We start from the raw sequence: 15299 nt of genomic DNA on the forward strand, positions 1-15299 counted from the left end.
ACGCTTTTATTTTACACCTCCTACATTGCTAGATGTAAAACCTTTAATATAAGATAAGAAGCAAGAGGAGGCGTATATTTTTTAGTTGTATATTACTCTTTTAGTAACTTTGAAAGTAAACCTATTATCTCATCTACCTTTTCATCACCACTATTGTTAATAAAAGCATCTTTTACACAATTATTAAGATGTTGTTTTAAAATAAGCAAATTAGCTTTTTTTAGTAATGATTGAGCTGCAACCATCTGATTAGATATATCAATACAATATCTTCCTTCCTCAATCATCCTTATTATACCTTCTATTTGTCCTTTTGAAGTTTTTAAAGCTTGTATGGCCTTCTTTTTTTCTTCGTTCATTTTTCCTCCCTCCCCCCTAGAGGGGGTATAATTATATTATATACTATTACTAAATTTAGTTCAACATAGGTTTAACCCTACTATACCATCTTCAAACCTTTATTATACATTTGCCACAAATAATATTTTTTAACTATTACAAATATTATTCTCAAGAAATTTAGCCACTCCATCCTCATTATTTGAATCAATAATTCCTGTAGCCAACTTTTTTAATTCATCATATGCATTTTTAACTGCATATTTTTCATCCGCAAGTTCAAAAAGTGGTTCATCATTTAAATTATCTCCAAAACAAATAAGCTTGTCTGCTTTCAAACTTTCCTTTAAGTATTTAGCTGCTAATCTTTTATTAGCATTATAATTCATTGATTCAAGCCAGAAAAAACCTTTCGCATAAATTTCCTCTGTGTAATGAAAACTTCCCTTTATTATTTTTGTAAATAATTGATATGTTTCATCCAAAACACCCTTTGCTTCTATTGCAAAAATATTTATTATATTATAATTAACTATTTCTGAAAAATCACTTACCTCAGTAAGCCTTGTATCGCCATGCTTTATTCTTGAATTTATGTATATATTTTGTCCTTCATTAAAAATACCCCTATAAAATATCTTTTTATTTCCATTTGAATCCACTGCAGACACTATAGGTGAAATTTTTTTTAATTTATAATATTTTAAAATAAAATAAGCCGCACACTCATCTAAATAGTTTTCTACTATATTTTTAGCCAAAGTAGTATCATATATGAAAGCTCCATTATTTAAAATAATAGGTATATTTAGATTTAATGGTTCCAATATACTTTTACAAGCTTCATAGGATCTAGCTGTAGCAATAGTAAATTTTAATCCTGAATCTATTAACTTATTTATAATTCTAATTGAATTTTTGCTTACGACTTGATTTGAATTTAATAAAGTTCCATCCAAGTCTGAAATATATAACTTCAAAATATTCAGTCCTCCAAACGCATTCATAATAATTAAGTCACAAAACCTATTATATATCTAAGAACCATAAAAATATAGACTTAACTTTGGCAGTTTAAAAACTTTGCAAAGCAAAGCTTCGCAAGTTTTTTATATTAATTAAAAATTTTATATGTCCAAAAAATTGCATTATATTCAATAATAAATGAGCATGGATTCACTCTTACACAAATCTATGCCCATTTAACTCTTAATTCTTAACTTTTAATTCTCAATTGTATCTACTGTTCTTTCCAAATTCTTTTTCCCTCTTTGTCAATATATATATATTTATCATCCAATATTACCATAGCTGCTCCATTGCAAAAATTATTTACATCATCAAATTGAGGTTTCAATATAAATCTTCCACTTTTATCAATGCATCCCCATTTATCCTTCATCTTCACAAAAGCTCGTCCTTCACTAAAATTAAGAGCTTCATCAAAAATAGGATCTATAACAAATTCATCTTTTTTATTTATGTATCCACATTTTTCACCTATTTTTACATTGGCTGTATCTTCATAAAAACCATCTGTACTATCATATTTGAGTTCTATAACTAAATTACCCGATTTATCAATAAATCCATATTTAAAGTTTTTCATAACTTGAGCTAATCCTTCATGAAAGTCAAAGACACAATCGAAATCGCAGTTTATTACTTCATCTCCTTTGCTATTAATGTATTTCCACCTGTCACCATTATTTACCCTAGCAACCTCTTCTGAAAAACTAAAGGCATTTTCATATTTCAATGCTATTGGATAATTACCTTTTTTATCCAAAAAACCATACTTATTATTTTTGTTTACCAGTGCCATTCCATTTGAGAACTCATCAATAAAATTAAAACTTGGTTCTATGACCATATTATCATTATGATCTATAATCCCCCACTTTTCCTTTATTTTTACAGGAGCAAATCCATCAGAGAAATTCCATGACTGTTTATATTTATAGTCTATAACTGTTTTTCCGTTGCAGTCTATATATCCCCATTTATTGTTCATCTTAACAGCAGCTAAACTATCCCAAAAATCCCATGCATATTGAAATACAGGTTCTATAATAATTTGTCCATTATTATCCATATAACCCCACTTATCATTTGACTTAATTCTAAATAAATTAGTATAGTTTTTCATTTAATTTCCCCCTATTTGCAATCGTTTTAATTTCATATAAACATCTGTTCAAATTTAATTTTATCACACATAGGAATTAAATAAAATAATAAGTCAGAATTTTCTATACTCATCATTATTTGAAATATATATAGATATAAAAACCACATTATATGATAAATTGTTTTGTTTTATATGCTTTATATCTTTTTATTTATGTGTTACAATAAACTATAGAAAAAATAAATAGGTAATATTCATCATATTTAATGAATATATTACTTTATACAATACTAACTTAATTTAAAAATTAGGAGATAAAAGGAGTAAACAGCGTGGATAATTTAACTACTTTTTTGCTAGGAGCTTTACAAATTACTTTATTAGATATAGTATTAAGTGGTGATAATATTGGAGTTATAGCACTAGCAACTAAGGATTTACCAAAGAAACATGCAAAATCTGCTTCTATGATTGGGGTATTTGCTGCGATTTTTCTAAGAATAATATTTGCTTGCCTTATCACTTACATAATGTTAATAGAATGGCTTCCTATAAAATTAATAGGTGGAATTTTACTTATAAAAATAACCTGGAATTTTATAAGTCCTAAATCTGAAAAGGAAAATATAAAAGTCAGTACTTCAAATAAATATTTCCGTGCAATATCAAGTATAGTAATAGCTGACGCTACCATGAGTCTAGATAATGTACTTGCAATAGCTGCTGCTGCTCATGGACATGTGCCCAGTATAATATTTGGATTAGTATTAAATATTCCTATAATATTTTTTGGGAGTCAGTTTGTAGCAAAACTTATGAATAAACACCCTATGGTTATATACTTAGGAGGTGCTGTACTGGCCCATACATCCTTAAATATGATGCTAGAAGATAAAATATTAGCAGGTTTCACATCACCTGTACTAACAAATATAGTGTCCTTTGGCTTTGCAATTATAGTACTACTATATGGATTATATAGAGTAAACAAACCTGTAAGTTATTCCTTTAAAAAATTTAAGGAAGATTATTTTAAAAGTAACAGTTAATATAATAAAACAATATTTCGTATGTAAATTTCTTAGTGCAACAACCACTTAGGAATTGTTATCTAGAGACGCAGCCACTCTAATCCTTCCACTTGGATAAATGGGAGTATTAGAGTGGCTAGTCATCGGATAAATCCTTATTCTCTTCTAATTCGTCATACAAATCTTTATATACAATTTTAAATACTTCTAGAGAATCTTCTATTTTATCTCTTAGAAGATTTTTTCTATTTTTCAATTCACATACTCCTAAATCTGTAAGAGTATATATTTTTTGCATTTTATTTTTAGAGTTATCCCATTTGCCAATTACTAACTTATCCTTTTCCAGTTTTCTTAGGATTGGGTAGATTCCTCCTGTACTTGGTATCCACCTTCCTCCTGTCCTTTCTCCTATTTTATGAGATATATCATTTCCATTAGTTGGACTTATGCTTAAAATATAAAGTGCATATATAGGGAGAAGTCCTTTTGTAAAAACCTGCCCTACAGCTTCTTGTTCCTTTTTTACCTTTTTTAACTCTGCTAGTTTCTTTTTATATTCTTTATAAAGAAATTTTTCTTCTTCCTTTATGTTTTCTTTAGGATCAAATTTATTCATAGAATTTATTCTTCCTCAAATAATACTAACCCAACTAATCCAGGCCCACTATGAACTCCTCCTACAGGACTTAGTGCTCCACCAAAAATTGCAGAAGTTACATTTTTATGATTTTTTATTGCATCAAATATTTTTTTTGAATCCTCTAGTGCATGACCATGTACAATACACAGTTTACACTTTTTTTTGTCAAGAATTTCATTTGCAATTTCAACCAACCTACTCAAGGATTTCTTTCTTCCCCTTACTTTATCGTATGTATAGTATTTTCCATCATTATTATCAATTGATACAATAGGCTTTATATTTAGAAGTTCCCCTATGGTGCCTGCTACTTTACCTATTCTACCACCTTTTTTTAAATATTCTAAAGTTCCAACTACAAAAAATAGATCTATCTTACTCCTTACAATTGGTATTGTCCTAACTATCTCGTCAAAACTTACACCTTTTTCTATGAGTTTTGCACAACTAGTTACTATAAAACCCTCTCCAAGAGAAATTGATTTAGAATCAAATATATATGTGTTAATTTTAGGGTGATTTTCACTTACTAACTTTACTCCGTTATAAAAGCCAGTTAATCCAGCTGAAAGGGTTACAACTATAGCATGTGTGTAATTTTCTTTTTCTAAATTTGTAAACAAACCTTCCATTTCACTCATAGATGGCATAGACGATGTAGGTATTTCCTTATCTAAATTGTTATATACATATTCTGGAGTTATACTTACTTTATCTATAAATTCCTTGTCTTTATATATTATCCTATAATGAAGTACTTTTATATTATATCTTTCTATAGTGCTATTACTTAAATCACTAGTACTATCTGTTATAAGTGCAATCTTCTCCAAAACTTATTCCTCCCTACTTAGACATTTTAAAAAAATATTCGTCACATCTTTGAGTTGTTATTTTTTAAAATGCCTTATCAAAATTTGTCACAATAATTATATCACTCGCACAGTTATTATCAATAGTGATATATATCTCTATTGATAATAACTTGTCTTAATTATTAACTAAAAAATATAGCACCATTGCAGATTTACTACAATGATGCTATATTTAATGTAAATTTAACAAAAATATTTATTCAATTCAGATGTACTAATTGTCAAGGGCAGCCGCAACCATAGCCTTTACATTTTCAACTTTGGCATTTGGAGGTATGCTGCATCCTGATGACATAATAAGCCCTTGAGGTGCAAACTCTTCAATCAATCTTCTGGCATACTTATAAACTTCATCTGGAGTACCTAAAGTTAAAAGCGAAGGTGCAACATCTCCCATGAAACACATATGCCCTCTTAATACTTCTCCAGCTTTAAAAATATCCGTTGTGCTATCTGGTGAAAAAATGCATTTACCTTTAGGCAAGTCAAGGAAATAATTTATAAATCTGTCCCAACTCATATCCAGATGAAGGTAGGCAACAGAACCTTCCTCTGCAATAATATCTATAATTCTTTTTGTGTACTGCCATGAAAATCTTTCAAATGCCTTTAAAGAAAGGAAATCGCCTGCTTCCCTAGCACCTCCTGCAAATACTGCTAAAGGTTTTACTTCACGGACTTGCTTCCTTAACACTTTCTCATTTTCCTCTTCTATAACATCCATAGCTGCCTGAACCTTGTCAGGAATCTTGTGTAAATCAATAAGGAATTTAGATATTCCTCGTGCAGGACACAAAGCACCAAATGGTGCACCGGTCATTACACTGCCCTGGCATAAGGGAACAATCCCTGCATCAACAAAATTTTGCTCTATTTGTGGAGCAAATTGACTAAAATACTCTACTTCCTTAAGTCCTTCAGGAATATGCTTTTTGGCATATTCCATAAAAAAGTAATTCCATCCTTTATCAATTATAGTATCATAATCATCTTCCGTCATATATGACTTTTCATCAATCTGCCAAATCATGTTATCAGGCAATTCTCTTCCTGGTACTTTAATTTTAGAAAGGAAAAATGCACCCATAGATGGAGGGTATGTCCCAGGTATCTCTATGCTGTCAATATCTCCAAGTGCCTGCATACCCTTTAATAATTCCATATTTCCATACACTACATCATTGACAAGATCTGATAACTTGCCTCCTCCGTTCTTGGTACAAAAAGCATCTGCATTAAGTACAATTGGTACCCTGTCAGTCTTTTTCATATTTATTACACCTTTAAGTCTGTTAAGATGTTCATCATACAATTCTTTCCCAGTTTTCATATTAATCCCTCCATTTAATTGAAATTATTAACAATTTTTTATTTATTAAATAACATTAACTCTGTTTATCTAAATAATTTTAAATTGAAACCTTTTGCTTTTTTGGAGTCTTAAAATTCACCACTAAATGGATAACTGCATAAATAATAAAACATACAAGTGAAAATTCAAATGGAAATCTCAATGATGTTATATTAAATATTTTTTCAATAAATGCAAATACAAATCCTGAAACAAAACCACCTATACTCATAAATGCCATGACAATAGACATTGCAACAGCAGTTCCAGATGCTGGGACTGCTCTTCCCACCTGCATCATGATAGCGGTACCAGAAAGGCTAAACCCTATACCAACAATAGTTGCTCCAATTATAAAAAGAATTAAATTCGTTCCACATGCAAAGAATATAAATCCCACAGAAGTTAATACAATACCTATAGGAATAGCGAACTTGGACAACATTCTAAATGCTGTTCCAAAGATTGCTCCTGCTATCATTCCGCCAACTGTAAACATGGTAAGTGCCAATCCCGCTCCAGCAGCATTTCCATAGTGATTTGTAAGAATTAGCGAAGACATTCCTGTAAACATTGGATATACTAATAACATTAAAATTCCATATATACTTGACCATATATATACGTATGCCGGCATTTTAACTTTTTCAGAATTGGATTTTGCAGTCAAGGGAACTTTTGGAAAGAAAAATATAACTATAATAAGTGATACTGCTCCTAAAAGATAAGCAAGGAAAGTAAATCTCCAATTAACTGCACAAAATATTCCCCCAAGAAGTTGAAATACTATGCCGCCAACGTTTCCAACAACAACACCTGCACCCATAAGATTTTCCGCTTCCTTTGGTTCAAAAAGAGTTAATGTAAGAGCACCACCAAGAGGTGACATTATTCCAAGCCCCGCTCCTAAAATTCCTCTCATAACAAGAATTAAACCAAAGTTACTTATAAAATAAGGACCAACTCCACCTATTAAAAATAGAACTATTGCAATAATAGTAAGATTTTTATAAGTTATAACCGTACCAGCTAGTTTACCTGATATTAATGAAAATGGAATTAAAAGCAAAGTAGGTATAGTAGCAATAAGCACAACCAAACTAAACGGTAATTTAGGATAGGCTTGAGATATATTTGCCAGCGCAGGAGAAGTAGTTCCCGTTGCCATTATCAAAAATCCAAAAGAGAGTATTGCAAATATCCATAATGACTTTTTTCCACTTACATTTTCCATTATTTCACCCCTTTTATTTTAATAATTATTCAAACCGTTTACACCAGGACTGTTACTTGTACTATTCTTTATTCGCAATATACACTTTATGATTCTAAAGCAGCTGCAACCATTGCTTTTACATTCTCTACTTTTGCATTTGCCGGTATGCAGCATCCTGCAGCCATAATAAACCCTTGTGATGCAAATCGATCAATCAATTTTCTGCTATACCCATATACTTCATCCGGTGTACCTAATGTTAAAAGTGAAGGTGAAACATCTCCCATAATGCACATATGTCCTTTAAGTACTTCTCCCGCTTTAAAAATATCTGTTGTACTGTCAGGATGGAAAATACATTTGCCTTTTGGAAGATCACATAAATAATCTAAAAAACGATTCCAACATAAATCCGAATGAAGATAAACATTTGCCCCTTCTTCTACCGCAACTTCAACACCTTTTTTTAAATATGGCCATGCAAATTTTTCAAAAGCTTTTTCTGATATAAAATCTCCTGCCATACGTGATCCTCCTGAAAATACTGCTAAAGGTTTATCAGCACGTATTGCTTTTCTTAAATCCTCATAACTTTCTTCAGCCATAACGTCCATTACAGCTATGACTTTATCAGGTATTCTTATCAAATCTTTAACAAAATTTTTTATTGAACGACCAGCAAACAAGGTCTCATAAGGAGCTCCTATCATAGCATTACCTATTATTGCTACAATACCTGCATCTTTATAACTCTGTACTATTTTAGGCTGTATTTTTATTATATCCTCCATTATCTTTAAAGGGTCTCCTAATCTATTTTTACAAAAATCTATATAAAACTTATTCCAACCTTTGTCAATTATAGTGTCATAATCATCTTCTGTCATAAATCCAACTTCATCAATTTGCCAAAGAGCATCCTCAGGTAATTCACGTCCAGGTAACTTAATATTTGAAAGGAAAAAAGCTCCTTTAGTTTGAGGAAAGCATCCATATCCCAGCGTACAATCAATATCACCAAATGACTTCATACCTTGAAGTAACAGTTCATTTCCGTATTCCATATTTGTCACAAGATCTGCTAGCTTTCCTCCTGCTGCTCTAACACAAAAAGAATCTGCATTTAAATTAATAGGTGTCCTGTCTGCTTTCTTCAGTGCTATAACTTTTTCAAGTCTTCCTAAATGCTCATTATATAGTTCTAGTCCATTTTTCATATAACTCCATACCCCCATTATTTATAGAATTAGTCTATTTATATTTATAATTATAATTGTCTAAAGCTTGCAAGTCATCCTACAAATGTTAAAAAGTAAGTTTACAAAACGTTACACTTTGTAATATACTTTATTATGAGGTGATTTCATATGAATATAGATATTAAAATTCTTTCATCTAAATTAGTAAACTACACTCACAAATTAATATTAAAAAATGAAAAATTTACAAAGATCACCTTAGTTAAATTACTCTTAAGTGAAACAAAATCCTTTTATCCAAATACTTTATACGTTGGAGACTCTTCAGATTTAACAAATCTTCAAACAGCAAGCTATCCAGTAAACCTTTTGTGTGTAAGTCATTATAAAGTCCCTGACCATTTTAAAAATTCAAATATTCTTTTAATTGATACTGATAAAAATAAATATATTCTTTTCAACGAAATACAGGACATTATCTTAGACCTTAAAAATGTAGATATATATATGGAAGAACTATTAAATGCACTCATACATGAAAAAGGTATTCAACATATTATAGATATTGGATTTAAACTTCTCGGAAATCCTATTATATTTAATGATACTAGCAGCAAAATTATAGCCAATTCCATATGTAACAAGTCTATTGGTCATTATTGGGATGAACATATAAAAAAAGGTTACTTTTCCAACGATGCCATGAAGTCTGCAAAATTTAGTAGAATATGGGAAAAAGTTGATAGGCAAAACTGTCCTGTTATGGTAAAAGGTATAGATGATAATAATATGATTATTGAGAAAGTTACAATTGATAATATTATCATAGGATATATATCAGTTACTGAAGCAGAAAGACCTTTTAAAGATAGAGATATTGAACTCGTTTCATTATTATGTGATGTAATCGAAACTCAAATGAGAAACGACAAATTCTACAAATACACTAAAGGTACCACTTATGAAAGCTTTCTAAAAGATTTGTTAGATAATGCTGTTACAGATAAGGAACTAGTGATGAATAAAGTAAGGTCTTTGAATTTTGATATTAGCTCAGGAGTTTATATACTTATTTTTGATATCAACCAGTATTCTCAAAAAAAAATACCATTAACATACTTGAGATATAAAATTTCTGGTATTATTCAAGAAAATAAATCACTTATATATAATAATCATATTGTTTTGCTCATTAACCATAATACAAAAATTAGCATTTTTGAAAATGAATTTGAAGTTCTTAAAAAATTTCTTAAAAAAAATAATCTATATGCGGGACTTAGTAACTGCATAACAGATTTTACGAATTTACAATATTATTATAAACAATCATTAAAGGCAATTGAACTTGGGGTTAGCCTTAATATTGACAAGGTATTTTATATATATGAAGATTATGTAGTATACGATTTACTAGATAATCTTTCTACTTACGAAAATATAGAGAGATTTTGTCACCCTTCTCTACATTTGCTAATTCAATATGATCGTAAAAATAACACCTGTTTAACTAAAAGTCTCTATGTATATTTGATGAATAATAGAAATCAATCAGTATCTGCAAACATACTACATATACATCGTGCATCAATGTTTTATCGTATTGATAAGATAAAACAGATTATGAAAATAGATCTTAACGATCCCAATATTATACATCATATATACTTATCCCTTCATATCCTTGAATTAATGCATAAAAATGAATTTATATTTGAAATAAATAAACAATAAAAATTTAACAGGTTCCCTATGTTTTAAACAGAGAACCTGCTGTCGATATTATTTGTATATATCATATCCAAACCATTTAGTTGATAGTTTAGACATAGTTCCATCCTTTTTAAGATCATCTAATGCCTTATTTAAAGCTTCTTCTAACTTTTTATCCTTCTTTTTTATACCTATTCCTATAGGTTCCTTTGTAAGTCTATCCTGCAAAATAACATAATTACTTTTATCTTTTGAAATATAATATCGTCCAACTTGAGCGTCACATACTACTGCATCAATTCTACCTATGTTAACCTCGTGGAAAGCTTCTGTTATCTTGTCATATTTTTTAATTTCTTTTATTCCACTTACTTTCGCAGCAGCCTGCTCCCCTGTAGCCCCAAGTTGTACGCCTACTACCTTACCTTTTAAATCATTTTTAGTTTTTATAGAACTATTTCCAGCTTTAGTTATTATTATTTGTCCACCATCAATATAAGGTCCTACAAAATCTATTTTCTTTTTTCTCTCGTCAGTTATGCTCATAGAAGCTAGTATAACATCAAATTTTCCTGACTGAAGTGCTAAAACTATACCATTAAAATCTGTGACTACTATATTTAACTTTACCCCTAATTTTTGAGCAAGTGCATTGCCTAAATCTATATCAAACCCGGACAATTTATTCTTGTTATCTCTAAATTCCATAGGTGGATAGGAATCATCTAATCCTATAGTTAATTTGCCTGCATCCTTAACTCTATTAAGGGAATTATCCTGTTCTCCTGCATTACTACCACATCCTGTAAAAAGTGTAAACACCATAATTGCACTTAACATTATCATACCTATTTTTTTCATATTTTTTGCCCCCTCATTTTTTATAATTATACATTTAATATTATAATTATGCAATAGTAATATTAAAAAATTCGGAAATAAAAAATATGTATTTCACAATTTAATATATTTTCTTAGGAATAAATGCTATACTGTATTTCATAGGTATATTATTTTTTAGCAAAGGTTTCTTTTTAGTTATTTGATTTATCTCTTCTAAAGTTTTTGCAGTAAATACAATCTTTCCGCCCCTTTTACTGTTATAAATGCCACCGCCTATTAGATATTTATTTGAATTTATATTGAAATTATTTACTTTAGTCTTCTTATATAATTCTTCAGATTTATCTCCCTTATAATTTATACTTACAAATATATTATAATTACTCATTTTACCTCCTAAGATTGATATTTATTAATTTGTACTAAAAATTGCAATCATTATGTTGTCTTAAAATTATTATACCGAACATATGTTTGCATGTCAAATATTATTTACTATAATTATATTTTATATTTCAAATTTAATGCCTAGAATACAAAGCTTAGACTCATTAAAAAATTTTTTAGAATAATAAAATTTGTCAAAATATTTCCTTGAACGAGTTAATTTAAAGACCAGACTCGTTATATTAACATAAAATTAAAAAATTATTATCAAAATTACTTGTTTTTATATAAAATACTACTTGAATTTTGGGTAAAATACTTTCTATAATATATAATATAATGACAATAAATTTAAGGAGAGATCAGATGTCTTTTATCAAAGAATTTTTTTCAAAAGAATCCACAAAACGAGTACTTTTTTTTACTTGCTTAATATTAGTGGTCTATTGGTCTAAATCTATAATTGATTTATTCCTGTTAACCTTTCTATTTTCCTATATAATGAATAGTCTTCAGAATTTTCTGTTGAAACACATTAAAAACGTTACTGCAACAAAAGAAAAAATTACAACAATTATTTTATATTCGCTGTTGTTTTTACTTATTGTATTGTTAGTTGTAAATTATATTCCTCAACTAATAAATCAAACAAAATATATGATAAATCATGCTTCACAATTTCAAATGCATCCTGCTAGTACTAATTCGCGTTTAGATATATTACAAAAATATTTAGTCACTATGATAGGACAAATAGATATAAAAAGTTACTTGAAATCTGGTTTCGATATATCCCTTCAACTGGCAACAAACGTAGGGAAATGGAGTGTAAACATATTTATTTCTATAATGTTAAGTTTATTTTTCATACTTGGAAAACATAATATTATTGATTTCTTGAAAAAATTCAAAGACAGCAAAGTATCAGGATTATATGACTACTTGTGTTTTTTCGGTAAAAACTTTTTAAATTCTTTTGGAAAGGTAATGCAAGCTCAGATTATTATAGCATTTTTTAATACCATTATATCTGTTATAATGCTTTCCATTATGAACTTTCCACAATTAGTTACACTTGGATTTATGATATTTGTACTCAGCTTAATTCCTGTAGCAGGAGTTATAATATCACTTATCCCTCTTTCTATGATTGCCTTCAGTATAGGTGGATTTACAAAAGTTATATACGTACTAATTATGGTTGCCATAATTCATATTATTGAAAGTTATGTTTTAAATCCGAAATTAATGTCTTCAAAAGTAAAACTTCCTATATTCTTTACGTTTATAATACTTATAGTTTCAGAACATATAATGGGTGCCTGGGGATTTCTTATAGGTATTCCGCTTTTTATGTTCATACTTGATCTTTTAGATGTAAAAATTCACGATTAATAAAATGTAGCTTGAAAGTAAAAAATAAACTTATACTTCAGATATTTTTATAAACACAAACTCGTTAAATATTTTGATAAGTCTAAGCATAAAATTTATATACAAAATATTTAAATGTTATTGTTTATTGCAAAAATATTCTTACGTATAAGTTTATTTTTAGTTAAAATCCATATTTAAAATTTATAATTTGAAACTTATTGAATCAAAGTTTAAATAATATCACATCTTAGATTTTCTTCAGTTCTAACGGAATAAAATAATTCATAACTATTAATTAACTAAAGTTATGCTATCTCCATCAGATATCCATCCTTCTTCAATAACTCTTGTAAATATACCTTCTCTTGGCATAATACAATCTCCTACCTGCTGTCGTATAGCACATCCTTTATGACATTCCTTACCTATCTGTGTTACTTCCATAAGTACTTCACCTATTTTAAGTCTGGTGCCTACAGGAAGTTCATACAGCACAATGCCTTCTGTAGTAAGATTTTCTGCAAATTTACCGCTAGATAAATTTTCTACTCCCTGTGCTGTCATTTTATCTATACTTTCTTGCGCAAGTAAACTAACTTGCCTATGCCATTTTCCTGCATGAGCATCATTTTCAAGACCATTATCTTTCTTAAAAAATCCTCTGCCTATAGGTTTTTTTATTTCACCTTTTTTTTCACTTATGTTTACTGAAATGACTTTAGCCATAGTTTTCCTCCTAACTATAAAAGTGATTAAAATTTCCTCTTAAATATACCAGATTTCCCTCCACTTTTTTCAAGAAGCATAATATCAGATATTATCATTCCCCTATCAACAGCCTTGCACATATCGTATATAGTTAGAGCTGCTGTACTAACTGCCGTTAATGCCTCCATCTCTACTCCTGTCTTTCCCACAATTTTCGTAGAAGCTTCAATGTCAACTTTATTTTTTTCAAAGTCCAATACAAACTTTATGTCACATCCAGATATATTTAATGGATGACACATGGGAATTAAACTTGAAGTATTTTTTGCAGCCATTATTCCTGCTACCTGGGCTACAGAAAGCACATCTCCCTTTTTGGCCTTTCCCTGTGCAATGATATCTAGAGTCTCCCTTTTCATGTATATGGAAGCTGCAGCAACTGCTTTTCTTTCAGTATTACCTTTTTCACTTACATCTACCATTTTAGCTCTACCCTGATCGTTTATATGAGTAAGTTCCATAAATCTGTCCTCCTTTGTTTAAAGTTATCTAGCACATTCAGAATCCCAACCCATGAGTATATCAATTCCATGCGGAAGTGCCGGCAATATAAACTCAAGATTTTCTACAGCACCCTTTGGACTTCCTGGAAGATTTACAATTAAAGTTTTCTTTCTTATTCCACTAACTGCCCTAGACAACATTGCCTTTGGAGTTACACTTAATGATTTCATTCTCATTGCCTCAGCAATTCCTGGCACATTTTTATCTATAACTTCTAAAGTCGCCTCTGGTGTTACATCTCTCACAGAAAAACCAGTTCCTCCATTAGTAAGAATTAAATTTAATTTCAAGTCATCACATATATAACACAATTGTTTTTTTATCTCTTCTATTTCATCTGGTATAACTTTATAATACTCAACCTTATATTGGGACTTATCTAACATATTTTCTATAGCAGGCCCCGTTTTATCTTCTCGCTTACCCTGAGATCCCTTGTCACTCATTGTAATTATAGCCGTATTTATCATATGCTAACCTTTATTAAAAGGTTTTCAACTCCTTTCATTTAAAAACTGCACCAGGCAGTTTTTAATATATTTTACTTTTTAACTTCATCATATTCTACATCTATAACTTTTTTATTAGAGAAATTAAATGGGTCCTCTTTATCGTCAACCATATTATTCATATTTTCCATTTTAGATGAAGTATTTTTCTTACTTTTAAAATATTTTTTTATTTTTACAAATGCAAATAATACAGTTCCAGCTACCACAACAAAAGGTACTATTCTTACCAAAATAAAAGCTACCACTAATACCAACAATACTTTCCAAATCACCGGAAAACTTTTATTTACAAAATCCATATTATTTCCTCTCTTCCTTCACTTATTAGTATAACTCAATTATAGCATATAATTTAAAATAGTAAAAAATAATTTAAATAAATTATTTTTTACTATTTCCTTCGAATGTTT

17 protein-coding genes are annotated in these 15299 nt (G+C 29.3%); 3 read left to right on the forward strand and 14 right to left on the reverse strand.

Going from position 1 to position 15299, the window contains the following annotated elements:
* Positions 1-92: 92 nt before the first annotated feature.
* From DMR38_RS12865 to DMR38_RS12875, 3 genes are all read right to left on the reverse strand, one after another.
* Entirely contained in the window at positions 93-359 is a 267-nt protein-coding gene (locus DMR38_RS12865; protein WP_127721697.1) for a metal-sensing transcriptional repressor, read from the reverse strand.
* A gap of 129 nt (positions 360-488) precedes the next feature.
* The gene (locus tag DMR38_RS12870) at positions 489-1319 is read right to left on the reverse strand and encodes an HAD family hydrolase (protein ID WP_175413006.1); all 831 of its coding nucleotides are present in this window, start codon (positions 1317-1319) and stop codon (positions 489-491) included.
* A 260-nt stretch (positions 1320-1579) separates the two neighbouring features.
* Positions 1580-2488 (reverse strand): WG repeat-containing protein, encoded by a 909-nt coding sequence (locus DMR38_RS12875; protein WP_127721699.1) that lies wholly within the window; start codon positions 2486-2488, stop codon positions 1580-1582.
* Positions 2489-2802: 314 nt separating this feature from the next.
* Here DMR38_RS12875 and DMR38_RS12880 point away from each other — a divergent pair, with 314 nt between their 5' ends.
* A complete protein-coding gene (locus tag DMR38_RS12880) occupies positions 2803-3519 on the forward strand; it encodes a TerC family protein (protein ID WP_127721700.1) in 717 nt (238 codons plus the stop codon).
* Between the two features lie 118 nt (positions 3520-3637).
* Here the strand turns inward: DMR38_RS12880 and DMR38_RS12885 are convergent, their stop codons facing one another.
* The 5 genes from DMR38_RS12885 to DMR38_RS12905 form a co-directional block, all read right to left on the reverse strand.
* Positions 3638-4120, reverse strand: coding sequence for a PadR family transcriptional regulator (locus tag DMR38_RS12885; RefSeq protein WP_127721701.1), 483 nt, complete (start codon positions 4118-4120; stop codon positions 3638-3640).
* 5 nt (positions 4121-4125) lie between these two features.
* Entirely contained in the window at positions 4126-4977 is an 852-nt protein-coding gene (locus DMR38_RS12890) for a DegV family protein (RefSeq protein WP_127721702.1), read from the reverse strand.
* A gap of 256 nt (positions 4978-5233) precedes the next feature.
* Positions 5234-6349, reverse strand: a complete 1116-nt coding sequence (locus DMR38_RS12895; RefSeq protein ID WP_127721703.1) for a uroporphyrinogen decarboxylase family protein — start codon at positions 6347-6349, stop codon at positions 5234-5236.
* A gap of 79 nt (positions 6350-6428) precedes the next feature.
* The gene (locus tag DMR38_RS12900; protein WP_127721704.1) at positions 6429-7604 is read right to left on the reverse strand and encodes an MFS transporter; all 1176 of its coding nucleotides are present in this window, start codon (positions 7602-7604) and stop codon (positions 6429-6431) included.
* Positions 7605-7690: 86 nt separating this feature from the next.
* A complete protein-coding gene (locus DMR38_RS12905; RefSeq protein ID WP_127721705.1) occupies positions 7691-8803 on the reverse strand; it encodes a uroporphyrinogen decarboxylase family protein in 1113 nt (370 codons plus the stop codon).
* Positions 8804-8953: 150 nt separating this feature from the next.
* Between DMR38_RS12905 and DMR38_RS12910 the strand changes: the two genes are divergently transcribed.
* On the forward strand, positions 8954-10519 hold the full coding sequence (locus tag DMR38_RS12910; protein WP_127721706.1) for a helix-turn-helix domain-containing protein: 1566 nt from the start codon (positions 8954-8956) through the stop codon (positions 10517-10519).
* A 48-nt stretch (positions 10520-10567) separates the two neighbouring features.
* Here the strand turns inward: DMR38_RS12910 and DMR38_RS12915 are convergent, their stop codons facing one another.
* Together DMR38_RS12915 and DMR38_RS12920 are read right to left on the reverse strand one after the other, a co-directional pair.
* Positions 10568-11359, reverse strand: a complete 792-nt coding sequence (locus DMR38_RS12915; protein ID WP_127721707.1) for an ABC transporter substrate-binding protein — start codon at positions 11357-11359, stop codon at positions 10568-10570.
* A gap of 100 nt (positions 11360-11459) precedes the next feature.
* Positions 11460-11729 carry a hypothetical protein gene (locus tag DMR38_RS12920; RefSeq protein WP_063556479.1) on the reverse strand — a complete coding sequence of 90 codons (270 nt, stop codon included), beginning with the start codon at positions 11727-11729 and terminating at the stop codon, positions 11460-11462.
* A gap of 365 nt (positions 11730-12094) precedes the next feature.
* Between DMR38_RS12920 and DMR38_RS12925 the strand changes: the two genes are divergently transcribed.
* Entirely contained in the window at positions 12095-13123 is a 1029-nt protein-coding gene (locus DMR38_RS12925; RefSeq protein ID WP_127721708.1) for an AI-2E family transporter, read from the forward strand.
* A gap of 273 nt (positions 13124-13396) precedes the next feature.
* Here DMR38_RS12925 and DMR38_RS12930 read toward each other — a convergent pair whose 3' ends face one another.
* The 4 genes from DMR38_RS12930 to DMR38_RS12945 form a co-directional block, all read right to left on the reverse strand.
* Positions 13397-13831: an MOSC domain-containing protein gene (locus DMR38_RS12930; protein WP_127721709.1), complete on the reverse strand. Its 435-nt coding sequence runs from the start codon at positions 13829-13831 to the stop codon at positions 13397-13399.
* A gap of 26 nt (positions 13832-13857) precedes the next feature.
* The gene (gene moaC, locus DMR38_RS12935; protein ID WP_127721710.1) at positions 13858-14334 is read right to left on the reverse strand and encodes a cyclic pyranopterin monophosphate synthase MoaC; all 477 of its coding nucleotides are present in this window, start codon (positions 14332-14334) and stop codon (positions 13858-13860) included.
* Positions 14335-14358: 24 nt separating this feature from the next.
* The gene (locus DMR38_RS12940) at positions 14359-14847 is read right to left on the reverse strand and encodes a MogA/MoaB family molybdenum cofactor biosynthesis protein (protein WP_127721711.1); all 489 of its coding nucleotides are present in this window, start codon (positions 14845-14847) and stop codon (positions 14359-14361) included.
* 71 nt (positions 14848-14918) lie between these two features.
* Complete coding sequence (locus DMR38_RS12945) at positions 14919-15188, reverse strand: hypothetical protein (protein WP_013239155.1); 270 nt, start codon at positions 15186-15188, stop codon at positions 14919-14921.
* Positions 15189-15299: the final 111 nt, after the last annotated feature.

Source organism: Clostridium sp. AWRP (genome assembly GCF_004006395.2).
Taxonomy (GTDB): Bacteria; Bacillota; Clostridia; order Clostridiales; family Clostridiaceae; genus Clostridium_B.

What these genes read in the sequence shown, in the direction of transcription:
- DMR38_RS12865 (WP_127721697.1), bottom strand. Translation starts at nt 359, where the DNA reads ATGAACGAAGAAAAAAAGAAGGCCATACAAGCTTTAAAAACTTCAAAA.
- DMR38_RS12875 (WP_127721699.1), bottom strand. Translation starts at nt 2,488, where the DNA reads ATGAAAAACTATACTAATTTATTTAGAATTAAGTCAAATGATAAGTGG.
- DMR38_RS12885 (WP_127721701.1), bottom strand. Translation starts at nt 4,120, where the DNA reads ATGAATAAATTTGATCCTAAAGAAAACATAAAGGAAGAAGAAAAATTT.
- DMR38_RS12895 (WP_127721703.1), bottom strand. Translation starts at nt 6,349, where the DNA reads ATGAAAACTGGGAAAGAATTGTATGATGAACATCTTAACAGACTTAAA.
- DMR38_RS12900 (WP_127721704.1), bottom strand. Translation starts at nt 7,604, where the DNA reads ATGGAAAATGTAAGTGGAAAAAAGTCATTATGGATATTTGCAATACTC.
- DMR38_RS12905 (WP_127721705.1), bottom strand. Translation starts at nt 8,803, where the DNA reads ATGAAAAATGGACTAGAACTATATAATGAGCATTTAGGAAGACTTGAA.
- DMR38_RS12910 (WP_127721706.1), top strand. Translation starts at nt 8,954, where the DNA reads ATGAATATAGATATTAAAATTCTTTCATCTAAATTAGTAAACTACACT.
- DMR38_RS12915 (WP_127721707.1), bottom strand. Translation starts at nt 11,359, where the DNA reads ATGAAAAAAATAGGTATGATAATGTTAAGTGCAATTATGGTGTTTACA.
- DMR38_RS12920 (WP_063556479.1), bottom strand. Translation starts at nt 11,729, where the DNA reads ATGAGTAATTATAATATATTTGTAAGTATAAATTATAAGGGAGATAAA.
- DMR38_RS12925 (WP_127721708.1), top strand. Translation starts at nt 12,095, where the DNA reads ATGTCTTTTATCAAAGAATTTTTTTCAAAAGAATCCACAAAACGAGTA.
- DMR38_RS12930 (WP_127721709.1), bottom strand. Translation starts at nt 13,831, where the DNA reads ATGGCTAAAGTCATTTCAGTAAACATAAGTGAAAAAAAAGGTGAAATA.
- moaC (WP_127721710.1), bottom strand. Translation starts at nt 14,334, where the DNA reads ATGGAACTTACTCATATAAACGATCAGGGTAGAGCTAAAATGGTAGAT.
- DMR38_RS12940 (WP_127721711.1), bottom strand. Translation starts at nt 14,847, where the DNA reads ATGATAAATACGGCTATAATTACAATGAGTGACAAGGGATCTCAGGGT.
- DMR38_RS12945 (WP_013239155.1), bottom strand. Translation starts at nt 15,188, where the DNA reads ATGGATTTTGTAAATAAAAGTTTTCCGGTGATTTGGAAAGTATTGTTG.